Origin of the sequence: Ereboglobus sp. PH5-10 (assembly GCF_029504735.1) — a bacterium.
Taxonomy (GTDB): domain Bacteria; phylum Verrucomicrobiota; class Verrucomicrobiia; order Opitutales; family Opitutaceae; genus Ereboglobus.
The window spans coordinates 216,239-242,058 of the sequence record NZ_JAQFIP010000005.1; the positions used below are offsets into that span (position 1 = coordinate 216,239).

Genomic DNA, 25,820 nt, shown 5'->3' on the forward strand with positions numbered 1-25,820 from the left:
CCTTAGCGCGATTTGTAGGGGCCGCGGACGGATTTCACGCGGCCGCTTTCGTTGGTTTCCTCAAGGACATAAACATAATACTCGTCGCCGCCCGGCTTCACGCGAATGACGACATGCCCCGGGGGCGGGCCTTTCGGGTCGAGGCGCGAGGCCAGTTTCATGGCCTCGGGCTGGTTGGTGATGAAGATGTCGCGCGCGCCGGGCCAGATCGCCTTGGACTGCATCCGGCGGTAGGTGCCGAGATCCACATGGGAGGTGAACCAAGTGGCCACGACGATCACGCGCGGGCGCAGCGACTTGAGGAAAAACGCGCTGTTCGCGTCGTAATAGGCGTGGTGGTTGGCCTTCATCACATCAACCGGTCCGGTGACGAGCGCGACGGGCCGCTCGATGTCCTTCCACATGTCGCCGACCGAGCCGGTGTCGGTTCCATTCACGCTGAGATCGCCGCCGGAAAAATAATCAAACGCGCCATAGGACAGGCGAAATGCGATGCTGCAATTGTTCTCGATAATCGCGCCCTTTGCCACGTCCTTCGGATCGGGCAAATGGTTGCGCGTATTCGCGCCGACGCCCGTCCAGACAACGCCGTTGGAGGCAAGGTTGCGAATCTCGAAGTTCGGATATTTCGCGGGGTTGTTGCGCATCACGAGCTGGTCGTTCACGCCGACGTTGAAGCGCTCGGCCTTCACGCCCTTGTTTGCAATCTGCCAGTCGAGGAACTTGCGGTAGTTTGTGACCACGCCGGTTTTCACCGGCGCGGGAAAATCGTAATCGGGCCAGCCGCGGTCGAGTATTTTTTCAAACGAAACATGCTCCGCAAGCTCGGTGAGGCCGATGCGCTTGTAGGCGCCGGAGGCGGCAAGCGGCGTGTGTTTTTTGGGGCTTCCGATGTGGTCGCCGTGCAGGTGCGAAACCAGCACGTAATTGAGCGCGTCGCCCGGCGCGTTCTTCGTCGCGCGCTTGACGTAGCGCGCGATCCACTCGCCCGCCTGGCGCGTGCCGTCGGGCAGCGTGGCGAGATGGTAGGCGTCCTTGTTGCCGTGGTCGCCGGCGTCCACGAGCAGCGTCGTGCCGTCGGGCATGATGATGAGCGACGATTCACCCGAGCCGATGTTGATGAAGTGGATGTCGAGATGACCCTCGCTCCACAACGGCAGTTGGTCGCCAACCTTGGCGTCCGCCGCGTGAGCGGAGGAAATCCCAAATCCCAAAATCACAAATCCCAAAAAAATCCCAAATTTCGAAATCACGAAATTCCAAAGGGCGAGGCTGCGCCTCGTCGGGCAGACTTGGCAGTCTGCGTTACGTCCGGCATCGTATGCTGCTTGTATTTTTTGAGATTTTGTCATTTGGATTTTCGGGATTTTTTTGGGATTTGTGATTTTGTAATTTGGGATTTTTACCGCGATTTGTAGGGGCCGTGGACGGATTTCACGCGGCCGCTCTCGTTGGTTTCCTCCAGGACATAAACGTAATACTCGTCGCCGCCCGGTTTCACGCGGATGACTATGTGGCCGGGGGGCGGGCCTTTTTTGTCAATTTGCGTGACCAGCCTGGTGGCCTCGGGCTGGTTGGTGATGAAAATATCGCGCGGGCCGGGCCAAGTTTTTCCGGACTTCATGAGGCGGTAGATGTTGATGGACGGCTGGGCGATGTGCCACGTATCAATGACGATCACCCGGGGGCGCAGCGTGCCGAGGAAGAACGCGCTGCCCGCGTCGCGGTAGCCGTGGTGGCCGGCTTTCATCACATCGACGGGGCCGGTGACAAGCGCGACCGGACGCTCAATATCCATCCACGGCTCGGCGCTTGAGGGAAATTCCATTCCGGCCACGCTGAGGTCGCCGCCTGAAAAATAGTCGAACTCCCCGTAGGAAAGACGGAAGGCAATGCTGCAATTGTTTTCAATGATCGCGCCCTTAGCCACGTCCTTCGGGTCGGGAAAATGATTGCGCGTGTTCGTGCCCGCGCCCGTCCAGACAACGCCGTTGGCCGCGATGTTGCGGATTTCAAAGCTGGGATATTTCGCGGGATTCTTGCGCAACACAATCTGGTCTTTCACGCCGACGTTGAAGCGCTCCGCTTTCGCGCCCTTGTTCGCGATCTGCCAGTCCACGAACTTGCGGTAGTTTGCCATCATCGCGCCCTTGAGCGGCTCGGGGAAATTGTAATCGGGCCAGCCGCGGTCGATTATTTTTTCAAACGCGACATGCTCGGCGACCTCGGTGAGCCCGGCGAGTTTGTAGTCCCCGGCGGATGAATCCCTGGAGGTTTTCGTCAGTTTGCCCATGTGGTCGGAATGAAAATGGGTGAGCAGCACGTAATTGAGCGCGCGTCCCGGCGTGCCGGCGGTCGCGCGGCTGATGTAGCGGGCGATCCACTCGCCCGGCAGGCGCGAGTCATCGGGCAGCGCGTCAAGGAGGCTGCCGCCCTTGGCGGCGATGTCGCCGGCGTCCACAAGCATCGTCGTGCCGTCGGGCATGATGATGAGCGACGACTCGCCCTTGCCGGTGTTGATGTGATGAATGTCGAGGCAGCCCTCGCTCCACAACGGAAGCGTGTCGCCAGCCTTGACGGCGCCGGCGCGCGCGGCGGGGATTGAGACGGCGGCAAAAGTGAAAAGCGCGATGATGCTGCGAGTGAGTGTTCTCATGATTTTTTTGGGGATGAAATTTTTGTTTTAATTAAGGCGTGTGAAATAAAAGGGACATTGAATGAAGCCCAACGGGCTTCTGTCCATTAGCCCAGGGTTGCGAGCTTCGCGAGCTACCCTGGGAATAACGAACACAACAAACAACCCCAACGGGGTTGTGGCCTGTGTGTCCGGCATGCGTTTTCAGAGGATGCAACCCTTTCAGGGTTGTGGGTTCTTTTTTACAAAACCCGGGGTAGGCGCTCGCAGCTCGCGCCAACCCCGGGCTAATGGATGCATCCCCGTTGGGGATGGGAAAACGGCAATTCCGTGTTTTCATGTCGGTATTATTATGCACTCCCTAATAATTACCGTGACTTGTAGGGGCCGTGGACGGATTTTACGCGGCCGCTCTCGTTGGTTTCCTCGATGACATAAACGCTGTATTCGGCACCGCCCGGTTTCACGCGGATGACGACGTGGCCGGGGGGCGGGCCTTTTTTGTCGAGGCGCGTGGCCAGTTGAGCGGCCTCGGGCTGACTGAGGAGAAACAAGTCGCGCGCGCCGGGCCACGTCTTCTTTGACTGCATTCGGCGGTAGGTGTTGATGGAGGGCTGCGCGACGTTCCAGATGGGGATGACGACCACGCGCGGGCGCAGCACGCTGAGGAAAAACGGGCTGTTCGAATCGCGGTAGGCGTGGTGGTTGGCCTTCATCACATCGACGGGGCCGGTGACGAGCGCGACGGGACGCTCGATGTCGATCCACTGATCGGCGGTCGAGGCGGTTTCCAAGTCGAGCACGCTGAGGTCGCCCCCGGAAAAATAATCAAACGCGCCGTAGGAAAGGCGGAAGGCGGCGCTGCAATTGTTCTCGATGATCGCGCCCTTCGCCACGTCCTTCGGGTCGGGAAAATGGTTGCGCGTGTTTGTGCCGACGCCCGTCCAGACGACGCCGTTGACGGCGAGGTTGCGGATCTCGAAGTTCGGGTATTTCGATGGATTGTGGCGCGGCGCGAGCTGGTCGGTCACGCCGGCGTTGAAGCGCTCCACTTTCACGCTCTTGTTCGCTATCTGCCAGTCAAGGAACTTGCGGTAGTTGGCGACCATCGCGCCCGGCGCGCCTTTCTGTGGCGCGGGGAAATCGTATTCGGGCCAGCCGCGGTCGATAATTTTTTCGATCGCCACATGCTCGGCGACCTCGGTGACGCCGGCGAGTTTGTAGCCGCCGGGCTCGGTGATTTTTGAGTTCTTCGACGGGTCGCCCAAGTGGTCGGAGTGAAAATGCGTGACGAGCATGTAATTGAGCGCGCGCGACGGCGTGCCCGCGCCCGCCCGCTTGATGTAACGCGCGATCCATTCGCCGGGCTCGCGCGTCTCGTCGGGCAGCGTGCCGATGATGTAGGGTTTCTTCGCGTTGCTCACGCCGGCATCCACGAGCAGCGTCGTGCCGTCGGGCATGATGATAAACGACGACTCGCCGCGTCCGGTGTTGATGTGGTGGATGTCGAGGCAGCCCTCGCTCCACGGCGGCAGGGTGCCGCCGGCCTTGACGGCGTCGGCGCGGGCGGGGAAAAAACAAGCTGTGAAAACGAAGAGTGTGATGATGCTGCGCAACTGTGTCTTCATGGTTTTGGGGAATGTGGTGATACCAGTGTGATGCTATTTTCTATCGTGATGTGTAGGGGCCGTGGACGGACTGGACGCGGCCGCTCTCGTCGGTGTCGGTCACGCGATAAACAAAATATTTTTCGCCGCCGGGGCTGACGCGGACGACGACATGGCTGTGGACGCTTACCTTTTCGGGCTTTTCGTTCATGGCCAGCGCGGTCGCCTCCATGAGGTTTGTCGCAAAGACATCCGGGCGTTCGGGAAAGAGAGCCTTGTCGCGCAGGCGGCGCCACACGTTCATGGACGGCTGGCTGGCGCCGAGGGTGTCGATGATTACCACCCGAGGGCTGAGGGCGCGCATGAAGTCGGGGCCGTTGGCGTCGTAATTGCCGTGATGGTTTGCCTTGATGACATCCACGCGGCCTGAGGCCCTGGCGACTTCCGCCTCGATGTTGACGCCGCCGGTTTCTGCGCCCCTGCAATCGAGGTCGCCGCCGCTGAAATACTTAAACTTTCCGTAGGCCAGGCGAAAGGCGATGCTGCATTTGTTTCCGCTGGTCGTGTGCTCACCGAGGGCGTCGCGCGTTTCCGCGCCCGTGCCCGTCCAGACAATGCCGTCGTTGGAGAGGTTGCGGATTTCGAAGTTGGGATATTTCGCGGGGTTGTTGCCGAGGGTGATCTGGTTGTTGACGCCGACCTTGAAACGCTCCGCCTTCATGCCCTTGTTCGCGATCTGCCAGTCCACGAACTTGCGGTAGTTTTTCATTTTCGCGTCATTCCACGGGCCGCCGCGCCCCTTGTAGTCGGGCCATGCGCGGTCGATGATTTTTTCAAAAGGAACGAAGTCCGCGACCTCGGTGATGCCGCTGGCCTTGTAGGGGCCGATGCGCGAGTCGGGCGTGTTTTTTGACAGCGCGCCCATGTGGTCGATATGGAAGTGCGAAAGCATCGCGTAGCTGACGGTTTTTTTCGGGGTCGCGCGCATGGCGCGCGCGATGTAGCGGGCGATCCACTCGCCGGGTGCGCGCGAGGCGTCGGGACGAGCCTCGGGGCTCCAGCGCGGTTTCTCGGCGACGGCGCCGGCGTCCACGAGCATCGTCGTGCCGTCGGGCATGATGATAAACGAGGATTCGCCGCGTCCGGTGTTGATGTGGTGGATGTCGAGGCAGCCTTCGCTCCACGGCGGCAGCGGGTCGCCGACCTTGACGGACTCGGCGCGCGCGAAAGGGATGGCGGTGACGGAAAAAACGAGAAGGGCGAGAACGCGGGGAAGCAGTGTGTTTTGGGCGTTGGGTTTCATTGGGGGAATGGGTTTGTGGGGGCGCGCCTTGCGCGCGCCCTCGTTTGCGAAAGACTGCTTGCGCACGAAGCCCCAAAGCGGGCGGACGCGAGGGCGCACGCAAGGTGCGCCCCTACATTGGTTGTTTCATGCGCGCGCGCGGTTTTCATAATCACGCAACCTCGAAGCTGAAGACGTGCGCGTCGGTTTTCGCGTCCCAGGTGGAGATGATTTTCAGGCGGGCGGCGGTGCCGTTGACCGCGGGGAATTTCACGCGCCAGAAGCGCCGACGGTTGTCCTTTTCACGGGCGACTTCCACCCATTGGCCGTCCTTGAGGATTTCGAGCGCGAACTCCCTGGCGAGCATCGCGGGCAGTTCCTTGTAATCGGTCGTCCCCTCCAGTTTTCGCATGCGTTTGCCGCGGAATGAAAGCTCGGTGTCGAACACGGCGCGGGCGGAGGAAATCCTCACGGGCGCGGGCCATTCGTAGCGGGCGGTCTCGCCTTGCTTGAGCCAGACGCCGGTCTCGATTTGCTTGTCCTGCCACTTGTATTTGGTGCCGCCGGTGCCGCTGCCGGCCCCGGTGCCCCACTCGCCTTTTTCAATGTTGCGGTCGTGCCCGGCGCGCAGCGCCTCGAATTGCGCCGTCGCTTGCAAGGTCAGCGGGGCGACTTTGCGGCGCAGGTGCGGAATCATCTGGTCGTCGTCGAGGAGGGTCGCCTGCAGTTCGGCGATGTGGTTTTTATAAATGTCGCGCGGCATGCAGCCGTGTTTTCGCGTCAGCGCCGCGGCGGTGCCGACGGCCTGGCCCATGACGGCGCAGGTGGCCATGACGCGTATCGTGCTCAGCGCGGCGTGCGTGCAGGAGACGTTTCTTCCCGCGAAAAACAGGTTGTCGATGTTTTTGGAATACAGGCTGCGGTAGGGAATGCCGAAGGGCACGGGCGGGTAGTCGAACTTGGACGGCTCGCCGTCGTGATGAATGCCGCCGGGATGATGGTCGTCGAGCACCCAGCCGCCGTGGGCGACGCTGTCGGGGAAGCGCCCGGCGTCCATGACGTGGCACTGGTTGAGGATGACATCGCCGACGAGGCGCGCGCTCTCGCGTTTGCCGGGAAGCGAGCCGACCCAGTCCAGCTCGTAATTTTTGCAGCGCCCGTCGGGGTGGTTTTTCATGTAGGCCCAGAGGCCGTAGACGACGCGCTTGAGTTCGAATTGGATTTCGTTGGCGTCGCCGATGGTGTCGATCAATCCGCCGTATTCGATGAACCAAAAGTTATTGTCGTCGGCGCGCAGCTTGCGGTGCTTCGGGGCGTTTGCGTCGGTGTAATGATGCGCCCATGCCGGCGGGATGAAGGGGCGGTGCTCCTTGCATTCGCGCAACTGCATGAGGATGGAGTTGCCCATTGTGTGCGCGTCGGCCCGGGGCTGCGCAAAGCTCTCGTCGAATTCGTCCGTCGCCTCGCGCCCCGTGCGAAACTCCGCGCCGGAGAGCCGCAGGACGCTGTCGCCCGAGCAGTCCGCAAACACGCGCCCGCTCACGGTGTATTCGCAATACTCGTGAAGATTCCAGCCGGTGACGCTTTTGATAACATTGTTCCGCGTCTCGACCGAGTGGACGCTCGTGTTGAGCAGCAGTGTGATTTTTTCGGCGAGGACGGCGGAGAGCATGATGTCGTCCCAGAGCGTGTAGCGCATCAGCGGGTTTCGATAAATGTTCTCAAGCTGCAACTCCTCAAGGATTCCGGTTTCCTTGTTGTTGTGGCCGTGCGCGCCCATGATGCCCATGCGGATTTCGCTGGAGGCGTTGCCGCCGAGCATGGGGCGGTCCTGCATCAACACGACCGACGCGCCGTGCCGCGCCGCCGCGATGGCCGCGCACACGCCGGAGAGTCCGCCGCCGACGACGACAAGGTCGGCGGAGAGCTCGCGGCGTATGATCACCGGGCTGTTCCCGTGCGTGCGCATGCCCTTGCGAGGACGGCGGGGCTTGGACGCGACGGGCGGGGGCGGTTTCAGGACGGCGGGAGCCGCGCCGAGGATTCCGGAGGGCATCGCGAGGAGGAGGCCGGTGGCGGACGCGCCTTTGAGAAAATCGCGGCGCGTGGTGCGTGTTTTTTTGGGGAGTGGCATGGTAGGGAGGTGTTGGAGATCGGCTAAGTTTTTTTCTGAAATTTATTCCATAACGATGCGGTAAACGCCGCCTTTTTTCGCGGTGAGAATGTTGAGGCGTCCGCCAATGCGCAGCACCTGAAGGCCCTCGGACTCGCCAAAAGTGTCAAACACTACCACTTCCTCGACCATGGATTGCGCGAGGTTCAGCTTGCGAAATTTCGAGCACGGACGCGCGCCGTTGTTGGTTGTGACGTAGAGATGTTTGCCGTCGAGCGCACAACCCTGAACGTAATACTGATCGAGCGGAAAATACCATTCCTGCAGGACTTTTTTTGCGGCGCGGTCGTATTTGCGAACGAGGAAGCGTTTGCGCGTGGTCTTGTCGATTGCCTCCACTTGGCAGCAATAAAGAACGGTGTCGGACTCGAAGGCCACCGAGGCCGTGCGCCAGCCGGGTTTGTTGATGATGAGCGTTTCGACGACGGACATCGTCGCGATGTCCACTCGCTTGATGCTTGGCGGCTCGTCGGTGTCACCCGTGTCGCAAATCCAGAGTTGGTCGTTGTGAAAACAGGCGTCATTGGGATGAAAGAGCCTGCCGTTTTTGATTTTGTATTCGCGCTTAAACGCCCCGCCGGCGAATTCCTGAACGATTGAGCCGTGATGAAAAACGTAATACTTTTCCCCGTAAAAACCGACGCTTTGCACGTTGTTTTTTCCGATGGCGGGCTCCGGTATGTCCAGAACCTTATACATGGGGCGCGGCGCCTTTTCGGAACGTCCGGTCATAAACACGCCCCCGTCCGCGATAGCGGCGCCCTGCCCTTTCAAAAAGACGGCGGGCATTGCGAACAACAGGCTCGCCGCGACTCCTTTTTTCAGAAAAGCACGGCGCGTGGTTGGGTTGATTGCGCTCGTTTTCATGAGGAGAGTGAAACGCCCTGAGCCTTGAGCGCGGCGCGGACTTTTGCGCTGGAAAGCTCGTCGGGGCGCGCGTTGCCCTTGACGCACAGCGAGGCGGCGGTGCCGGCGGCCTGCCCGATGGCCATGCAAATGCCCATCACGCGATAGGAGGCGTGCGCGCGGTGCGTGCCGGAAATGCATCGTCCGGCAATGAGCAGGTTGCCGACTTTCGGCGGGATGAGGCAGCGCAGCGGAATGTCGTAGGGCTTCGCGATTTTGGAGCGTCCCTCGGCCTGGCCGCCGCCGGATGGGTTGTGAATGTCGATCAGGAACCAGGCGTTGTGGACAACGGCGTCGTCGAATTTCGAGCCGACCTCGACATCGTTGTCGCTCAGGATGTATTGCCCCGTGACGCGACGCGTTTCACGAACGCCGAGGGCCGAGCCGGATGTTTTTAGGATGCAGTTTTCATAGCCGGGAATGTATTTTTTCAGAAAGCGCACGCACTGGTCGATTTGGTTTCGCAGATCGTGCATCGCCGTGAAAATGTCGACGGGCTTGAGCGAGTTGATGTAGTTTTTCTGCGTGGCGTTGACGTGGCGCTCGCCCTTGCGGGCGGTGCGGTGGAGCCGCACGATGGCGACGTTTTCGGGAAGCTCGCCGCGGGCATTGGCCTCCTTGCAAAACTCCGAATAGCGCTGCCCGCTTGGCAGTTTCACCGGGTCGCTGCCGCCCCAGGCGGTGATGGCGCGGCTTTCGTCCACGTTGGAGAGCGTGAACTCGAGCGTCACGGGCTGCACGCGCCCGTCGCTGTCGCGCCCCATTCCGTAATCGGCACCCGCGAGCATGGCGACTTGCCCGTCGCCCGTGGCATCAATGATGATTTTTCCCGAGACTGTCTTGATGCCCTCCGGCGTTCCGACAAGGAGCCGGTTGATGGTGTCGCCTCCGCTGTCGCGAACAACGTCCACGACGAGCGATTGCATCCAGCATTCGACGTTGTTTTCGGCGACGAAGTTGAACATCAGCGTCTTCGCCTTTTCCACGTCGATGTAGACTTCGCGCCCGTTGCGCGTGGTCTCGATCTCGGTCTCGTTTTCGGCGGTGAGGCGGCTGACGATTTCGTCGTAGATTGTGCCCTTGCTGACGGTGCCGAGGATGGGATTGACGTGGCCCGCGGTAAGCATCCCCCCGAGCAATCCGCTGCGCTCGAGGATGAGCGTTTTCGCGCCCTGACGCGCGGCGGTCACGGCGGCGCAAACCCCGGCGACGCCGCCACCGACAACCACAACGTCGGCGTCGGGCTGCATGGGGATGTCCGTTTCGAGTTTTGTTTTTCCTGAGGAGCCGCCGCGCAAGGCGGCCACCGGCAGCATGAACAAGCCGGTGGCGGCGGCAGTGCCCTTCAGAAAATCGCGGCGCGTGGTGCGTGTTTTTTTGGGGAGTGGCATGGCGGGGATGCGGGTGAGTCGGTGCAGGTGCGCGAATGTTAGCGCGGATATTTTCCGGCGCGGGAGAGGTCGGTGGTCATTTCACGCACGACGTAGGTGACGCCAAAGCGGTCGGTCGCGCGGATTTCGACGCGGGCGCTGGGATTGTTTTTCGTGTGCACGTAGAGGTGCTGGTTCGCTTTTGTGGCGTAGTTACTGCTTTTCGCACCGAGCTCGCCTACGTGGTAACCGGCGGCGTAAGCGTCAACCATGCGGGGAAGTTTCCGCAGCGGACCAACCGCGACGCCGTTTTCGTAGGCGATGATTTTCCAGTCGGGGTCGGCGTTCCATACATCGACGACGACATCGTTCGGCCCTTGCTTATAGGAATATTCGCCGCCAAAGGTAACATCGCCTGGATACATCCGCATCTGGTAACCGCGTCCGTAACCGGTGGCCTTGAAATACCAGTCCGCGACCTTGTTTCCGTTGAAGGTATAGACGCCGTAGCCGTTTGGCGCGCCGTCCTTGTTGAGTGTCGAGCGCCACCATGCGCCGCAGGCGGTGCCGTGGATGTGCTCGTAGGCTTCGATGGGGTTTTTGACGATGTAGTTTCGGTGGTCGTGCGTGTGACCCGCCATGAGGTGAACTTCGGCGTAACCCTCAAAAAGCTTCATCAACTTCGCGCGATTCTTGGCCTCGCTCTCGTAAAGCGGGGCGTGGTAGGCGAGGACGATGATTTTGTCCTTCGGCACAAAGCTCAGGCTCTGGCGCAACCACTCAACCTGCTCGTCGGTGAATCCACTTTTGTAATCTTCCCTGCCGTTGTAGAGGATGTTGTCCATGCCGATGATGTGAACGCCGCCGCGGTTGAATGAAAAATTGACCGGGCCGAAAACATCCTCGAAAGGCGCCGCGGATTTGTAATCGTCGGTGATGGCCTGCTCGTGGTCGTGGTTTCCGATGACGGCGAAATAAGGTATTTCGGTGAGGCCGGTGTAATCGCGCATGGTGCGATGGTATTGAGGGGCGTCGCTGCAAATGTCACCGAGCAGAATCGCGTAGCAGGGCAGCTTGGAGGTTTTGCCGAATGTGTAGAGATCGACGACGGTCTCGTTCCGGTAGCGCACGATATTCGTGTCGTTCGAGGTCTGCGGGTCGCCGACGCAGATGAGCGTGAACAGCTTCTCGGGCGCGGGGAGTTTCCTGAGGTCGAAGTTAAAGCGTTTCTGTTTTCCGCGCCTGTCGAACTTCGCGTAAAACACCGCCGAGGAGCCCTTGCCTTTTTTGACGGAGGTGGCCTGCGTGTTGATCGCGTATTCCGAGGGCGTGGAGTAATACACCATGCGCGCCTTCGGGTTGCGCTTCATCTGGTAAACGCCCTTCGCGTCGGTGGCGACGCATTGGAAGCCGTCGCTCACGACAACACCGGCGACGGGCGCGCCGGTTTCGTCGAGGATGCTGCCGTAGAGGTCGATGCCGGCGGCGGGCTTGATGTCGGGATGCGTGACTTTCGCGAAGGCCGTGCCAACGGCCAGAACGAGAAATGCGGCGACGATGCGAGCAAGGAAACGCGCGCGCGGAAATGTCGGATGATGTGTGTGCATGTCGTGTTTTGGGTTGAGGCTCGATTAAATAGGGGAAGCGGCGCGCGCGTCAACGCGGCGGCGCGGCGTCGGAGAGGTCGGTGGTGTATTTGTCCAGCGTGTAGGTTTTCCCGAAACGATCGGTCGCGCGGATTTCGACGCGGGCGTCGGGATCCTTTTTGGTGTGCAGGTAGAGGTGCTGGTTCGTGCCGGGGGGAATGTGCCCATAGCCCGGCCTTTGGTTGTTGAGCACGCCCGCGTGATAGCCGGCGGCGTAGGCGTCAACCATGCGGGGGAGTTTTTTCAGCGCGCCGGCTTTGACGCCGTTTTCGTAGGCGACGAGTTTCCACTTGCGGTCGGCGTTCCAGACATCGACGACGACGTCGTTCGCGGTTTTGCCGTAGGAGAACATGCCGCCGGGGCCGCCAAAGCTCGCGTCGCCGCGATACATCCGCATCTGGTAATCGCGCCCGCGTCCGTTGGCCTTGTAGAACCAGTCGGCGACTTTGTTTCCGTTGAAGGTGAAGACGCCGTAGCCGTTGGGCGTGCCGTCGGTGTTGAGCACCGAGCGCCACCACGCGCCGCACGCGGTGCCGGTGACGTGCTCGTAGGCGGAGATTGGTTTTTTAATGATGGTGTTTCTGTGGTTGTGCGAATGGCCGGCCATGAGGTGGACCTCGGCGTAACCCTCGAAGAGTTTCATGAGGTTCTCGCGGTTTTGCGCGTTGCCGTGTCCGAGCGGGGCGTGATAGGCGAGGACAATGATTTTGTCCTTCGGCACAAAGCTCAGGTTCTGGCGCAGCCATTCGACCTGCTCGTCGGTGAAGCCGCTTTTGTAGTTTTTGCTGCCGTTGTAGAGAATGTTGTCCATGCCGATGATGTGGACGCCGCCGCGGTTGAGGGAAAAGTTGAGCGGGCCGAAAACCGACTCGAAGGGCGCGCCGGCATTGTGGTCGTCGTTCTTGATTGACGCGTCGTGATCGTGATTTCCGATGACGGCGAAAAACGGGATGCCGGCCCCGGCGGTGGCGTCGCGCATGGGGAGGTGCAGGTCCATGGCGTCGCCGCAAACATCGCCGAGGAGGATGGCGTAGCAGGGCGAACTGGAGGCGCGGGCGAACGCGCGGAGGTCGTCGATGGTTTCCTTTTTGTAGCGCACGATCTGCTCGTCCCGTTTCGTTTGCGGATCGCCGATGCAGACAAGCGTGAACTCCCCCTCGGGCGCGGGAAGGCGCGCGAGGTCGAAGTTGTGGCGTTGTTGCCCGTCGCGCTTGTCGAGCTTCGCGTAAAACGCGGCCGGGCCGCCTTTGTCGCCGGGCTTGGCGAGCGTGTTGACAACGTAATCGGCCGGCGTGGAGTAATACACCATGCGCGCCCCCGGATTGCGTTTCATTTGATAAACGCCCTTCGCGTCCGTGGCGACGCACTGGTAGCCGTCGCTCACGACAACGCCCACGACGGGCGCGCCGGTTTCGTCGAGGATGCTGCCGTAAAGGTCGATGCCCGCGGCGGGCTTGATGTCGGGGTGCGCGACCTTCGCGAAGGCCGTGCCAGCGACCAGAATGAGAAAGGCGGCGGCGATGCGCGTGAATGTGTGCATTGTGCGTTGCATGGTCATCGGGAGGGTGCGCCTCAGCGCGCCGCGGGCGGCGCGGCGTCGGCGACGTCGGTGGTGAGTTCGCTCTCGGCGTAGGTTTTTCCGAAGCGGTCCGTCGCGCGGATTTCGACGCGGGCGTTTGGATCCTTTTTGGTGTGGAGATAGAGGTGCCGGTTCGTGCCCTTGCCGTCGCCGCCGGCGCCATAGCTTTTGAGCGAGCGCTGGACCACGCCCACATGGTAGCCGGCCGAGTAGGCGTCGATCATGCGCGGGAGTTTTTTCAACGGACCGACCTCGACGCCGTTTTCGTAGGCGACGATTTTCCACGCGGGATCGGCGTTCCAGACATCGACGACGATGTCGTTCGCGGTTTTGCCGTAGGAGAATTTGCCGCCGGGGCCGCCGTATTTCATGTCGCCGGGATAGAGCCGCATCTGGAAGCCGACCGGGTGGCCGACGGCCTTGAAATACCAGTCGGAGACCTTGTTTCCGTTAAAGGTGAAGACACCGAAGCCGTTCGGGGCGCCGTCGGCGTTGAGCGTGGAGCGCCACCACGCGCCGCAGGCGGTGGCGAGGATGTGCTCGTAGGCCTTGATCGGTTTTTTGATGATGTAGTTTTCGTGATAGTGGGTGTGGCCGGCCATGATGTGGACCTCCGCGTAACCCTCGAAGAGCTTCATCAACTTCTCGCGGTTCTGGGAGCCGCTTTCGCGCAACGGGGCGTGGTAGGCGAGGACGATGATTTTGTCCTTCGGCACAAAGCTCAGGCTCTGGCGCAACCACTCGATCTGCTCGTCGGTGATGCCGCTCTTGTAGTTGAGCCTCCCGTTGTAGATGATGTCGTCCATGCCGATGATGTGCACGCCGCCGCGGTTGAAGGAAAAATTGAGCGGGCCGAAAACCGCCTCAAAACCCGCGCCGGCCTCGTGGTCGTTGGTGAAGGCTTCGTCGTGGTCGTGGTTGCCGATGACGGCGAAGTAGGGAATCCCGGCGCGGTCGCTGATTTCGCGCATGGGCTGGAGGTAGTGCATGGTGTCGAAACCGATGTCGCCGAGAAGAATCGCGTAGCAGGGCAGGCGCGAGGCCTTGGCAAACTCGCGGAGATCGGCGACGGTCTCGTCCTTGTAACGCCCGAGGTCGGAGAAGTAGCGCACCTGCGGATCGCCGACGCCGATGAGCGTGAACTCCGTCTCGGGCGCGGGCAGTCGCGCGAGGTCGAAGTTGTAGCGCTGGGCCTTGCCGAGTTTTGCGTAAAACTGCCCCAGGCCGCCCTTGCCGGGCTTGCCGGTGGTGTTGATGACGTATTCCGCCGGCGTGGAGTAATACACCATGCGCGCCTTCGGGTTGCGCTTCATCTGGTAAACGCCCCGGGCGTCCGTGGCGACGCACTGGAAGCCGTCACTCACAACAACACCCGCGACGGGCGCGCCGACGTCGTCGAGAATCGTGCCGTAAAGGTCGATGCCCGCTGCGGGCGTGATGTCGGGATGCGTGACTTTCGCGAACGCCGTGCCAACGGCCAGGACAAGAAATGCGGCGGCGATGCGCGCAAGAAAACGCGCGTGTGAAATTTTCGGGTGAGGATTATTCATATTGGGTTTTATTTGTTAATTTTTTCGAAATAAAAGGGACATTAATGAAGCCCAACGGGCTTCCGTCTCCTTGCCCAGGCTTGCGAGCATTGCGAGCTACCCTGGGTATAATGAATACAATAAACAACCCCAACGGGGTTGCGGCCTGCATGCGTTGCGTGCGTTTTCAGAGGGCGCAACCCCTTCAGGGTTGTGTTTTCTTTTTCATGGCACCCAGGGTAGGCGCTCGCAACTCGCGCCAACCCCGGGCTAGGAGCCCCATCCCCGTTGGGGATGCACAAACGGCTATTTCGTGTTTTCATGCCGGTATTGTTTTGCGCTCCTTAATAAAAGCTCTCTCAGCGCTTCTCGGCGACAAACGCCTCCCACGGGATGTTCGCGGGCTTGTTGTCGATGAGCACCTCGCCGAGGTGGGCGATGAGCGGGTATTCGGCGAGGTCAACCTTGCCTTGCGCGGCCCAGGCGCGGAGCGCCTTCACGATGCGCACGACGATGACGTTGCCCTCGAGCGTGATGCCCTCGAGCTCCTTCAGCGCGGCATCGAGCGGCAGGCCGCGTCCGAGCAATTTGCCGAGCAGGCGGTTGCGTCCGCCGAAGACGGTGACATACAAATCGCCGATGCCGACGGCGAGCGCCTCGTCGTTGCTGGAGCCGAGGAGGCGCATGAGTTTTTGCATTTCGAGCATGGACTGCCCGAACGCGCCGGCTTGAGAGTTGTAGTGCGGGATGCTGTCGATGCCGTAAACGCGCTCGCAGGCGCCGACCGTGATGCACACGCCGTAGGCGTAGGCGTTCTTGAGCGCGACGGCGGTCTCGACGCCCATGACGTCGGTCGAAACGGCGATGTGATAATACGGGCGCTGCATCAGGCCTTTCATCCAGCGGAGCGTCTCGATGTCCTCGCCGCAGAACGTCACCACGGTCTGGTCTTGCGCGACGAGTTCGTAGCTGGTGCACGGGCCGCCGATGGCGTTGAGGCGCAGCTTGCGCGGCGCGGCGCGGCGCGCCCAATACTCGGGATACGAAATGAGCTGGCCGGTGCCGTCGTCGATGAGCCCCTTCGTGACCGAGACGACGGGCAGCGTTTCGGGGATGCGCGGGAGCATGTATTCGGCAAACCAATCGACGCCGAAGCTGCTGATGCCGCAGACGAGCAGGTCGGCGCCGTCCATGGCCTTGTCGAGCTCCTCAATCTTGTAATATTCCACGCCCGCCGGGAAATCCTTCACGAATTTCGGATGGCGCCCGGTCTTGCGGCAGGCGTCGATGATTTCGCCGTCGAGCGGCGAACCGACGAGGCGCACGGTGTGGCCGTTTTCCCTCGCGGGGAAGACAAGCGCGGAACCCATCATGCCGGAGCCAACGATGGTGATTATGGTTTGTTTTGCGGGAGTTTCGCTAGTGCTCATATATGTGTGTGGTGTGTGGTGAATGTTGGTTGGTTTGAGAAAATGGGTTTCCTTTTTTGGAGTGCGGCGGCAGAGGGCGAAGCCCGGCGACGCCGCTTTCGCATACAAATCAATTTCGCATATCGCTCAAAGCGGTGTCGCCGCTTCGCTCTGCCACCGCACTCCAAAATGATTTCAGTTTTTTCGTAATAATCATCATTTCTTCGTGCGCTTTCTGGAGAGGTTTGCGAAGTCGGCGGGATAGTCCGTTTCGATGATGTCGGGGTTGCTCGCGAGTTCCTTTTTGTAGGCCTCGATGCGCGCCTCGAACGGCTTGACCTTGTCGGAGGTGGGCGCGATGGCGGTCATGCACATCACGCCGTGACTGCGGAGCAGGTCGTAGACTTTCTGGTGCTCGGGGTCCATTTTGTAGCGCACGTAGGCCATGATGCGGTTCCACGGGATGCCCGAGTCGCGATAGGCCTCGTATTGTTTCATGTCGCCGATTTCGCAGCAGAACATGACGTTGTCGTTGCGCTCGTAATAAAACAGGCACTCCTCGAGCGAGCGCACGGAAAGGATGATGTTGTGGTATTTCGACCACTTGCCCTTGAGGTTGTCGGAATAGACCTGCCAGGGGATTTTTTTGTTGTCGAAGTTGAACACGACTTTGTCCGCGCCCCACTCCAACACCTCGTCGAGCGTGGGGATTTTATACGGGGTCACGTTTTTCTGCCGGTCCACCAGGTAAAACTGCTGCAGCTCGGCATAGGTGTAGTTCTCGGTCTTGCCCTTGCCGGTGGTGGTGCGGTTGATGGTGGCGTCGTGCATGAGCACGAGCACGCCGTCCTTCGTCATGCGCGGGTCGATCTCGAAAAACGAGGGCATGAGCGAGAGCGTTTTTTCGAACGAGGGAATGCAGTTTTCCGGATACCCCTTCATCATGCCGCCGCGGTGTCCGCTGATGATGATTTCCTTTTCGGGCGAGTAACGGAAATACTCCTGCAACTCGGCCATGCTCTTGATGTGCACGGTGTGCTTGGGTTTCGGCGAGCCGGCGTTTTTGCCGCGATTGAGAGGCATGGCGACGAAGCTCGACGGATAATCCGTCTCGATGATGTCGGGGCCGCGCGCGATTTCCTTCAGGTAGGCGTCGATCCGCCTGTCGATTGTCTTGCCCTTGTCGGCGGTGGGCGCGAGGGCGACCTGGCACATCACGCCGTTGGCGCGGATGCGTTCGTAGAGCGCGCGTTTTTTCGGATCCATCGTGTTGCGCACATAGGCGACGATGCGGTTCCACGGGATGCCGGAGGCGGCGAACTCGTCATACATGGCGTCGTCGCTGATCTCGTAGAAGAAGCCGACATTCGGGTTGTTCCGCGCGTAATACTGCGCCTCGCGCAACGTGAGCACGTAGAACATGAGGTTGCGGTAGTGCTTCCACTTGCCGTTGAGGTTGGCGACCATGACCTCCCAGGGCACGTCCTTGTTGTCGATGTTGAAGACGGTCTTGCCCTCGCCCCACGCGAGCATCTCGTCGAGCGTCGGGATTTTGTGCTTGGTGACATTGCCCTCGCGGTCCTTGAGGAAAAACTCCCGCAGCTCGGCGTAAGTGTAATCGCACACGCGACCCTTGCCGGTGGTGGTGCGGTTGATTGTGGCGTCGTGCATGAGCACGATGACGCCGTCCTTCGTCATGCGCGTGTCGATCTCGAAATACGCGGGCATGAGCGAGAGTGTTTTTTCGCACGAGGCGATGCAGTTTTCGGGAAACCCCTTCATCACGCCGCCGCGATGCCCGGCGATAACGATGTCCCTGTCGGGCGAATGACGGAAATACGCGCGCAGTTCCTCCGCGCTGCGGATGTTTGTCGTGTGCAATTCAGGTTGCGCGGCGAGCGGGGCGATGGAGGCGGAAGCCGTCAACGCAAACAGGACAAAGGCAGCCAGTCCGGCGGGATTAACGGGGAGTGTTCTCTTCATGGCGGGTTATTTTTGGGCGAATTGATTGTTACGATTTTGGGACAATGAAACTACGACCATGACCAATAACCGCGGAAATGAGGCAGCCACCGGGGTCGTTGCAAAGTGTGCCTTATTTTTCCGCCCCGAAATTGAGCACTCAAGCAATTTCAGCCCGATTTGCCCTTCAAAAATCTTTATTTTCAAACGAAATGAGCGTTTGCGCGCATTTTCGATTGTTTTTTGAGCGTTTTTTTAAGTATCAAAAACAAAACATTTTTCCCACTCCCGAGCCATGAGCAAACGCCGCGAAGAAGCCATATTGAAACAACTCGAAGTCTGCGATTTTCTGACCACCGAGCAGGCCATGAAGCTGGTCGGCGGAAGCGCCGCCACCATCCGCCGCGTCTTCATCAAGCTCGCCGAAAGCAACCTCGCACGACGCGTCCACGGCGGCCTCCGCCGCCTGCCGGTGGGCGGCGACGGCTCCCTGCCCTTCGTCATGCGCGAACGCTGGTTTGATGATGAAAAGGCGCGGCTGGCGGCGCGCGCGATGGAGTTTCTCCCGAAAGGCGGCGTCGCATTCATCCACGGCGGCTCGACCACGTGCAAACTCGCGCAACATATCCGCAGCGGAACCATCATCACCGACTCGATCAACGTCTGCGGCTCGTTTATGCAGCGCTTCCCCTCCGGCGGCGGCCCCGAAATCCTCGTGGCCGGCGGAACACTCGATGTGAAAGGCGACGCGCTCTACGGCCCGCGCACCGAAGCCGCCCTGCGCGAATACCGCGCCGACGTGTGCTTTTTCTCCACGCGCGGCATGGACGACGAGGGCGTGCTCGACACCGCCGACACGCTCGTCGCCACCGTGCGCCTGATGATGCGCAACTCCGCCCTTCGCGTCCTGCTCGCCGACCACAGCAAGTTCCGCAAATTCGGCCTCACCCAAATGGCCCCCTGGGAAAACGTGGACGTGCTCGTGACAAGCGACCACCCCGAAAACCACCACTGGTTCGATACAATAAAAAACCACGGCGTGAAAATAGTGTTCGCGTGAGCGCTGGGGAAAGAATTGCCGCATTCAAACCAAACAGTATTGGAAAAGCCCTGTTGAAAAAGAACCACCGCGCATCTTCATGACGATTCTTCCCATCGACCCGGACGCCAACGCCAATCCCGCCGCGCTGCTCGACTTTCTCGAACAATGCCGCGCGATGGCCGCCGAGGTCAATCGTCCGCGACTGGTCAGCATCACGCTCGAAGTTTCCGCGCTCGATCCGCTCGCCGTGCTCGAGTCGATCTTCGAGCCAAACGAACGCCATTTCTACGTCGAGCGTCCCGCCGAGAATTTCGCGCTCGCCGGAGCCGAGGCCGTGCTCGAATTCAGCGCCCGCGGCGCGCAACGCTTCGCCGACTGCCAGCGATTCATCGACTCCACGCTCGCCGACGCCATCGCCGTCGGCGACCAGACGGCGACTTTTGCCGGCCCGCATTTTTTCACCGCGTATTCATTTTTTGACAGCACCGAACCCGGCGAGCCCTTCGAATCCGCCGGCGTGTTTATTCCCCGCTGGCAAGTCGCCCTCGCCAACGGACGCACGACCGCCGTCGCGAACTTTATCGTCACACCCGACTCAGACATTACCGCCCTCACTAAAAAAGTCTGGCACGCGCACCAGAAAGTGGCGCGGGCGGCCAGCCCGGGCATGGGAAAAACCACCCTGCCCCGCGGACTGGCAACCCGCGCCACCGCAACCCCCGGCTACCGCGCCGCCGTTTCCCGCGCGCTCGCACTCATTGAGGCGGGGGAATTTCACAAAATCGTGCTCGCGCGCGCAATCGACTTCACCACGCCCGACAACGCGCCGCTGCATCCGCTGCGCATTCTCAACGGCCTGCGCCAGCGCTTCGCCGACTGTTACAGCTTCTCGCTCGCCAACGGACACGGACAGAGCTTCATCGGCGCGAGCCCCGAGCGGCTCCTGCGCGTGCGCGACCGCCGGCTCCTCACCGAGGCGCTCGCCGGTTCCGCGCCGCGCGGCGCGTCGGCAAGCGAGGACGCCTCGCTCGGCGCCACCCTGCTCCACAACGAAAAGGACGTCCGCGAGCAACGCCATGTGCTCGACTCGATCCGCCGCCGCCTCGAGCCACTCGGCCTGAAACTCACCCACCCCGCGCAACCCGGCCTGCGCAAACTCGCCAACGTCCAGCATCTGCACACGCCCGTCGAAGCGCCACTGCCCGACGGCGTGCGCCTGCTCGACGCGCTCGCCCGCCTGCATCCCACGCCCGCCGTCGGAGGCACGCCGCGCGAGGCGGCCGTCGCGCGCATCCGCGAACTCGAAGGTTTCCCTCGCGGCCTCTACGCCGGCGCCATTGGCTGGATCGACGCGCACGGCAATGGCGAGTTCTTTGTCGGACTGCGCTCCGCCCTCATCGACGGCCCGAACGCGCGCCTCTACGCCGGCGCCGGCATAGTCGCCGGCTCCTCGCCGGAAAAGGAGTTCGAGGAAACCGAAATCAAATTCCGCGCCATCCGCGACGCATTGCTGGGATGAATCGATTCGCCGCCAAGAACACCGAAAAACCGGAGTTTCAAAATTGGAATAATTTTCTCCCTGATTTTTCCCCGCGCCCGCCGTGTCTCCGTGGTGACTAAAAACACCGCTTGTTATTCGCATTGATTCGCGCGGCTTTGCGGTTTCCAAATAACACCCATGCCCGGCTTCAACGAACTCGATTTTCGAAACACCAACTCGCTTTGGTGCGGCGTGCTCGCCGAAACCCTGCACCGCTGCGGCGTGCAACAAGCCGTCGTCTCGCCCGGTTCGCGCTCCACGCCGCTCGTCTTCGCCCTCGCCAGGCACTCGCGAATCGAAACCCATCCCGTCCTCGACGAACGCTCCGCCGCGTTCTTCGCGCTCGGCATCGCAAAATCCTCCATGCGCCCCGTCGCGCTCGTCTGCACCTCCGGCACAGCGGCGGCCAACTTTTTCCCCGCAATCATCGAGGCGCAAGAAAGCGGCGCGCCGCTCGTTGTCATCACCGCGGACCGCCCGCCGGAGATGCGCGAGTGTTCGTCCGGCCAGACAATCGACCAGCAAAAACTCTACGGCTCGCACGTGAACTGGTATCACGAACTCGCCGTGCCCGAGCCCGCAATCGAGCGCCTGCGCTACCTGCGCCAGACCATCGCCTTCGCGGTGGCAAGATCGACGCAGCCCGAGCGCGGCCCCGTGCATCTCAACGCGCCCTTCCGCGATCCGCTGCCGCCGGTCGAGGACAAGGAAATCGCTGACCGCGAGCGCATTGAGACCGAATTTTTTCACGACAACTGGCAACACTTCGACACCGGCGCGCAATGCTCGGACAATACCGTCTTCGCGCCCATCCGCGATTTGAGCCGCGAAAAACGCGGCCTCATCATCGCCGGCCCCGGCGGCGTGCAAAACGCATCCGGGATCGCGGCCTCGACGGGCTGGCCCGTGCTGGCCGACGCCCTTTCGCACGAGCGGCATTTCGAGACGGGCGCGGGCGTCATCCGTGTTTCTGCCTACGACGCGATACTGCGCAACGAGGCCGCCGCCGCATCGCTCGCGCCCGCGTTTGTCCTGTGCGCGGGCGGCTGGCCGACGAGCAAAATCCTGCGCGCTTGGATCGAGAAAACGCAACCCGCCGTGTTGATGGTCGCGCCGACCTTTCACAACCGCGACGCGCTGCACTGCCGGACCACCTGGGTGCGCGGCAACCACATCGCCCCCTTCAGGGAGCCGCCAAAAAGCGCGTCCGACGATTACCGCGACGCCTGGGCGCGCGTCGAAAAATCCGCGCGCGCAACGCTCGACGACGCGCTCGACGCCATCGCCGACACCGACCTGTTCGAGCCGCGCGCCACGTCGCTGCTCGCGAAACATCTCCCGAAGCAAACGAGCATTTTCATAGCCAACTCCATGCCCGTGCGCGATGCCGAATACTTCTGGCCCGCAAACGACCGCTGCCATTTCATCCACCACAATCGCGGCGCAAACGGCATCGACGGCACGCTCTCGACCGCGCTCGGCGTCGCGCACGGCGCGGGCAACCCGGCGGTGCTGCTCACCGGCGACCTCTCGCTCCTGCACGACACCAACGGCTTTCTGCTCGCAAGCGCATCGCGCACCCGCGGCAGCCTCACCATCGTGCTCGTTAACAACAACGGCGGCGGAATTTTTGAGCACCTGCCCGTCGCACAATTCGACCCGCCGTTCGAGGAATATTTCGCCACGCCGCAAAACATCGACTTCGCCAAACTCTGCGCCACCTACGGCGTGGCGCACACACGCATCGAAAGCTGGACGCAGTTCACAAAACTCATCTCGACGCTCCCCGAGCGCGGTGTGCGCGTGCTTGAAATCCCCACCGACCGCAAACACGACACCGCTCGCCGCAAAGCGCTGCTCGCGCAAGCCGCCGCGGCGGTTTTGTTAGCGTAGTGTAGCGGTCGCGCGGAAGCGTGGCTGGATTTCTTGAGGAAAGTAAGACCACGTATCGATCAAAACCCTTTGACTCTGACTGCGAGCGTGTAGAGCATTTTTTTGTTCTCCTCGAACAAATCATCACCCCGCTTGCGTAAACGATGAACAACAAATCAAACGGCAAAGCATAAAACAAAAGTGAATCCATAATTTAGAACTCCGCACCATCATGCCCATCCCTGCTTACGATGACATCAAACTTCCTGCCTTAATTTTTTTTGCCGATGGCAAAATCCACCACGTTCGCGAGCTGGATAAAGCGCTTGCCCCACACTTCCACCTCACGCCTACCGAAATGGAAGAGTTACTTCCCAGCGGCACCGAACCTCGATGGAATAATCGTGTGAGCTGGGCGTGTTACGACCTGTTCCGCGCAGAGCTTCTACAACGCCCCAAGCGCGGACACTACCAAATCACGTCTCTCGGACTGAAAACACTTTCCAAAAATCCTCCAACACTCACGCGTGAATACTTGGATGAAAACTTTCCCGTCTTTAGAGAGTGGAACAACAAACCGTCGACCAAAAACGCGGCATCAAGTGCATCTACACACAATTCCAATCTTAATCCTCAAACTGCCAACGAACGCATCGACGCTGCCTACGCTGAAATCAATAGCGCACTCACTCAAGATATTCTCGATCAGATCCAATCAATGGATCCTTACAATTTCGAACAACTTGTAATCGATCTTCTTGTTGCAATGGGTTATGGTGGTTCACGTGCGGAAGCTGCAAGCGTTACCCAGCGTAGCAACGATGAAGGCATTGATGGCGTCATCAAGGAAGACCGCCTTGGCCTCGACACCATTTACGTTCAGGCAAAACGCTGGCAAAACACAGTCGGCCGCCGTGAACTCCAATCTTTCGTCGGAGCGCTCGCCGGACAAGGCGCAAGCAAAGGCGTTTTTATTACTAGCGGAAGTTTTGCCAACACCGCTACCGACTATGTAAAAACAATTTCTCAAAAAGTCATCCTCATCGATGGAAACCGCCTTGCCGAACTAATGATCGAGCACGGCGTGGGCGTCTCCGTTGAACGCACTTACACGCTCAAGCGTATCGACAGTGATTACTTTGAAACAAACTGAATTGCCCTACCCGACATATGTCTCCCCAATGAACACATTCCTCGACTAATCCTAACACGGATTCGCAGCTACTCTCATTGTGCAGCTGATGTTTGATAAGTTGAATATATTCATGCTCATTATCTGCGGTATGGTTTGGTGCGGAGAAAACACTTAAAGAATTTGAAGAGCCTCACTCTCCACCGTCGGAAACCAACCCAGCAAAACCGAATGTGATCGCGAATTACGTTTTCGCAATTTCTGTTTGCACGTCGCGAGGGCGTCCAATTTGCTGTGCGGTTTCCATTTTTCCCATGAAGAGCACACATCACTGCGCACAGCTCACCAAGGCCGACATCGGCCAGACCGTCACACTCGCCGGCTGGGTTGACACCATCCGCGACCAGGGCGGCATCGTTTTTGTCGACTTGCGCGACCGCAAGGGCGTCACGCAAATCAAGCTCGAAGCCAGTTCGAATCCCGCGCTCGCCAAGGACATCGCGCACCTCAAGCCCGAGTCCGTCATCGCCATCAGCGGCCAGGTCGCGCAACGCCCCGAGGGCACCGTCAACGCCGCGCTTCCCACCGGCGAGGTCGAGGTCGAGGCCGCCGCGCTCACCATCTTCAACATCTCCGAAACACCGCCCTTCCCCCTCGACGACGCCGGCGGCGACAAGGTCAACGAGGACATGCGCCTCACCTACCGCTACCTCGACCTGCGACGCCCGAAAATGCGCAACAACCTCCGCGTCCGCCACAAGACGGCAAAGGCGATCCGCGATTATTTTGACGCGGAGGAATTCATCGAGGTCGAGACGCCCGCGCTCTTCAAATCCACGCCCGAGGGCGCGCGCGAATACCTAGTGCCCTCGCGCATCTGGCCGGGCCAGTTCTACGCGCTCTCGCAATCGCCGCAGCAATTCAAACAAATCCTCATGGTCGCCGGCGTTGAGCGTTATTTCCAAATCGCCCGCTGCTTCCGCGACGAGGACCTGCGCGCCGACCGCCAGATGGAGTTCACGCAAGTGGACGTCGAGGCGTCGTTCATCGACCGCGAGGACGTGTATCGCCTCTTCGAGGGCATGTTGAAAAAAGTCTGGAAGGACGTGCTCGACTACGACGTGCAGACGCCCTTCCTGCGCATGCCGTTTGTCGACGCCATGAACCGCTTCGGCGTGGACAAGCCCGACATGCGCTTCGCGCTCGAGCTCGTCGATTTTTCGGAGACATTCAAAAACTCCTCATTCAAGGTTTTCCAAGCCACCGTCGCCAACGGCGGCAGCGTGAAGGCGATCAACGCCAAGGGTCTCGCGGACATCACGCAAGGCGAGCTCAAGTCGCTCGAGGACACCGCCAAATTGCTCGGCGCAAAAGGTCTCGCCTTCATCAAGGTCGAGGGCGGCGAATGGAAATCGCCCATCGTCAAATTCTTCACCGACGACGAAAAGGCCGAGATCACCAAGCGTCTCGCCATCGAGGACGGCGACATTGTTTTCTTCGCCGCCGCCGAATGGGAGCGCGCCTGCGCGATCCTCGGACGCATCCGCCTCGACGCCGCGCAACTGCTCGTGAAACGCGGCAAGCTCACCATCCGCCACGACGACTGGAAATTCCTCTGGGTCGTCGATTTCCCGCTGATGACCTATGACGAGGAGCAAAAGCGCTACGTCGCCACGCACCATCCCTTCACCGCGCCCGTGCCGGAGGATATCCAATATTTGGATACAGACCCGAAACGCGTGCGCGGCCAGCACTACGACCTTGTGTTGAACGGCATGGAACTCGGCGGCGGCTCGATCCGCATTCACCAGCCCGCGTTGCAGAAAAAAGTTTTCGAGGAGGTTCTTCAAATCCCGCAGGACGTGGTCGAAAGCCGTTTCGGCTACATGCTCAAGGCGTTCACCTACGGCGCGCCCCCGCACGGCGGCATCGCGTTCGGCCTCGACCGCCTCTGCGCGCTGCTCTGCGGAACGACGAGCATTCGCGATGTGATCGCCTTCCCGAAAACGCAAAAAGGCCAGTGCCTCATGACGCAAAGCCCGTCACCCGTCACGGCGAAGCAGCTCAAGGATTTGCACATCCAAACCGTGATGCCGGTGGAGGAGTAAGACCAGCGCCCCACCCTTTTATGATTTA

General features: G+C 60.5%; 18 protein-coding genes. 6 read left to right on the forward strand and 12 right to left on the reverse strand.

Annotated features, from left to right (window positions below):
• Nucleotides 1–2: 2 nt before the first annotated feature.
• The 12 genes from M2447_RS06340 to M2447_RS06395 all read right to left on the reverse strand — a co-directional run bounded on the left by M2447_RS06340 (nucleotide 3) and on the right by M2447_RS06395 (nucleotide 18,119).
• Complete coding sequence (locus M2447_RS06340; RefSeq protein ID WP_277557871.1) at nucleotides 3–1,220, reverse strand: MBL fold metallo-hydrolase; 1,218 nt, start codon at nucleotides 1,218–1,220, stop codon at nucleotides 3–5.
• A 182-nt stretch (nucleotides 1,221–1,402) separates the two neighbouring features.
• The gene (locus M2447_RS06345) at nucleotides 1,403–2,656 is read right to left on the reverse strand and encodes an MBL fold metallo-hydrolase (protein ID WP_277557872.1); all 1,254 of its coding nucleotides are present in this window, start codon (nucleotides 2,654–2,656) and stop codon (nucleotides 1,403–1,405) included.
• A gap of 347 nt (nucleotides 2,657–3,003) precedes the next feature.
• Entirely contained in the window at nucleotides 3,004–4,263 is a 1,260-nt protein-coding gene (locus tag M2447_RS06350) for an MBL fold metallo-hydrolase (protein ID WP_277557873.1), read from the reverse strand.
• A gap of 40 nt (nucleotides 4,264–4,303) precedes the next feature.
• Nucleotides 4,304–5,545 carry an MBL fold metallo-hydrolase gene (locus tag M2447_RS06355; RefSeq protein WP_277557874.1) on the reverse strand — a complete coding sequence of 414 codons (1,242 nt, stop codon included), beginning with the start codon at nucleotides 5,543–5,545 and terminating at the stop codon, nucleotides 4,304–4,306.
• A 151-nt stretch (nucleotides 5,546–5,696) separates the two neighbouring features.
• Nucleotides 5,697–7,658, reverse strand: a complete 1,962-nt coding sequence (locus M2447_RS06360; protein WP_277557875.1) for an FAD-dependent oxidoreductase — start codon at nucleotides 7,656–7,658, stop codon at nucleotides 5,697–5,699.
• Nucleotides 7,659–7,700: 42 nt separating this feature from the next.
• A complete protein-coding gene (locus M2447_RS06365; protein ID WP_277557876.1) occupies nucleotides 7,701–8,564 on the reverse strand; it encodes a hypothetical protein in 864 nt (287 codons plus the stop codon).
• On the reverse strand, nucleotides 8,561–9,994 hold the full coding sequence (locus M2447_RS06370) for an FAD-dependent oxidoreductase (RefSeq protein ID WP_277557877.1): 1,434 nt from the start codon (nucleotides 9,992–9,994) through the stop codon (nucleotides 8,561–8,563). Before M2447_RS06370 ends, M2447_RS06365 begins: the two co-directional genes overlap by 4 nt.
• Before the next feature lie 38 nt (nucleotides 9,995–10,032).
• Nucleotides 10,033–11,580: a calcineurin-like phosphoesterase family protein gene (locus tag M2447_RS06375; protein ID WP_277557878.1), complete on the reverse strand. Its 1,548-nt coding sequence runs from the start codon at nucleotides 11,578–11,580 to the stop codon at nucleotides 10,033–10,035.
• Nucleotides 11,581–11,629: 49 nt separating this feature from the next.
• On the reverse strand, nucleotides 11,630–13,171 hold the full coding sequence (locus M2447_RS06380; protein ID WP_277557879.1) for a calcineurin-like phosphoesterase family protein: 1,542 nt from the start codon (nucleotides 13,169–13,171) through the stop codon (nucleotides 11,630–11,632).
• Nucleotides 13,172–13,191: 20 nt separating this feature from the next.
• Nucleotides 13,192–14,748, reverse strand: a complete 1,557-nt coding sequence (locus tag M2447_RS06385; RefSeq protein ID WP_277508922.1) for a calcineurin-like phosphoesterase family protein — start codon at nucleotides 14,746–14,748, stop codon at nucleotides 13,192–13,194.
• Between the two features lie 338 nt (nucleotides 14,749–15,086).
• A complete protein-coding gene (locus M2447_RS06390; protein WP_277508924.1) occupies nucleotides 15,087–16,157 on the reverse strand; it encodes a hypothetical protein in 1,071 nt (356 codons plus the stop codon).
• 195 nt (nucleotides 16,158–16,352) lie between these two features.
• Nucleotides 16,353–18,119, reverse strand: coding sequence for a glycerophosphodiester phosphodiesterase family protein (locus M2447_RS06395; RefSeq protein WP_277557880.1), 1,767 nt, complete (start codon nucleotides 18,117–18,119; stop codon nucleotides 16,353–16,355).
• Between the two features lie 58 nt (nucleotides 18,120–18,177).
• Between M2447_RS06395 and M2447_RS06400 the strand changes: the two genes are divergently transcribed.
• The 6 genes from M2447_RS06400 to aspS all read left to right on the forward strand — a co-directional run bounded on the left by M2447_RS06400 (nucleotide 18,178) and on the right by aspS (nucleotide 25,792).
• Complete coding sequence (locus M2447_RS06400) at nucleotides 18,178–18,345, forward strand: hypothetical protein (RefSeq protein ID WP_277557881.1); 168 nt, start codon at nucleotides 18,178–18,180, stop codon at nucleotides 18,343–18,345.
• A 48-nt stretch (nucleotides 18,346–18,393) separates the two neighbouring features.
• Nucleotides 18,394–19,158 (forward strand): DeoR/GlpR family DNA-binding transcription regulator, encoded by a 765-nt coding sequence (locus tag M2447_RS06405; RefSeq protein ID WP_277557882.1) that lies wholly within the window; start codon nucleotides 18,394–18,396, stop codon nucleotides 19,156–19,158.
• 79 nt (nucleotides 19,159–19,237) lie between these two features.
• On the forward strand, nucleotides 19,238–20,659 hold the full coding sequence (locus M2447_RS06410) for an isochorismate synthase (protein ID WP_277557883.1): 1,422 nt from the start codon (nucleotides 19,238–19,240) through the stop codon (nucleotides 20,657–20,659).
• A gap of 159 nt (nucleotides 20,660–20,818) precedes the next feature.
• On the forward strand, nucleotides 20,819–22,573 hold the full coding sequence (gene menD / locus M2447_RS06415; RefSeq protein ID WP_277557884.1) for a 2-succinyl-5-enolpyruvyl-6-hydroxy-3-cyclohexene-1-carboxylic-acid synthase: 1,755 nt from the start codon (nucleotides 20,819–20,821) through the stop codon (nucleotides 22,571–22,573).
• 211 nt (nucleotides 22,574–22,784) lie between these two features.
• Complete coding sequence (locus M2447_RS06420) at nucleotides 22,785–23,705, forward strand: restriction endonuclease (protein ID WP_277557885.1); 921 nt, start codon at nucleotides 22,785–22,787, stop codon at nucleotides 23,703–23,705.
• Nucleotides 23,706–23,998: 293 nt separating this feature from the next.
• The gene (gene aspS / locus M2447_RS06425; RefSeq protein WP_277557886.1) at nucleotides 23,999–25,792 is read left to right on the forward strand and encodes an aspartate--tRNA ligase; all 1,794 of its coding nucleotides are present in this window, start codon (nucleotides 23,999–24,001) and stop codon (nucleotides 25,790–25,792) included.
• Nucleotides 25,793–25,820: the final 28 nt, after the last annotated feature.

Coding starts and splice junctions, on each gene's coding strand:
- M2447_RS06345 (WP_277557872.1), bottom strand. CDS start 2,656: ATGAGAACACTCACTCGCAGCATCATCGCGCTTTTCACTTTTGCCGCC.
- M2447_RS06350 (WP_277557873.1), bottom strand. CDS start 4,263: ATGAAGACACAGTTGCGCAGCATCATCACACTCTTCGTTTTCACAGCT.
- M2447_RS06355 (WP_277557874.1), bottom strand. CDS start 5,545: ATGAAACCCAACGCCCAAAACACACTGCTTCCCCGCGTTCTCGCCCTT.
- M2447_RS06360 (WP_277557875.1), bottom strand. CDS start 7,658: ATGCCACTCCCCAAAAAAACACGCACCACGCGCCGCGATTTTCTCAAA.
- M2447_RS06365 (WP_277557876.1), bottom strand. CDS start 8,564: ATGAAAACGAGCGCAATCAACCCAACCACGCGCCGTGCTTTTCTGAAA.
- M2447_RS06370 (WP_277557877.1), bottom strand. CDS start 9,994: ATGCCACTCCCCAAAAAAACACGCACCACGCGCCGCGATTTTCTGAAG.
- M2447_RS06375 (WP_277557878.1), bottom strand. CDS start 11,580: ATGCACACACATCATCCGACATTTCCGCGCGCGCGTTTCCTTGCTCGC.
- M2447_RS06380 (WP_277557879.1), bottom strand. CDS start 13,171: ATGCAACGCACAATGCACACATTCACGCGCATCGCCGCCGCCTTTCTC.
- M2447_RS06385 (WP_277508922.1), bottom strand. CDS start 14,748: ATGAATAATCCTCACCCGAAAATTTCACACGCGCGTTTTCTTGCGCGC.
- M2447_RS06390 (WP_277508924.1), bottom strand. CDS start 16,157: ATGAGCACTAGCGAAACTCCCGCAAAACAAACCATAATCACCATCGTT.
- M2447_RS06395 (WP_277557880.1), bottom strand. CDS start 18,119: ATGAAGAGAACACTCCCCGTTAATCCCGCCGGACTGGCTGCCTTTGTC.
- M2447_RS06400 (WP_277557881.1), top strand. CDS start 18,178: ATGACCAATAACCGCGGAAATGAGGCAGCCACCGGGGTCGTTGCAAAG.
- M2447_RS06405 (WP_277557882.1), top strand. CDS start 18,394: ATGAGCAAACGCCGCGAAGAAGCCATATTGAAACAACTCGAAGTCTGC.
- M2447_RS06410 (WP_277557883.1), top strand. CDS start 19,238: ATGACGATTCTTCCCATCGACCCGGACGCCAACGCCAATCCCGCCGCG.
- menD (WP_277557884.1), top strand. CDS start 20,819: ATGCCCGGCTTCAACGAACTCGATTTTCGAAACACCAACTCGCTTTGG.
- M2447_RS06420 (WP_277557885.1), top strand. CDS start 22,785: ATGCCCATCCCTGCTTACGATGACATCAAACTTCCTGCCTTAATTTTT.
- aspS (WP_277557886.1), top strand. CDS start 23,999: ATGAAGAGCACACATCACTGCGCACAGCTCACCAAGGCCGACATCGGC.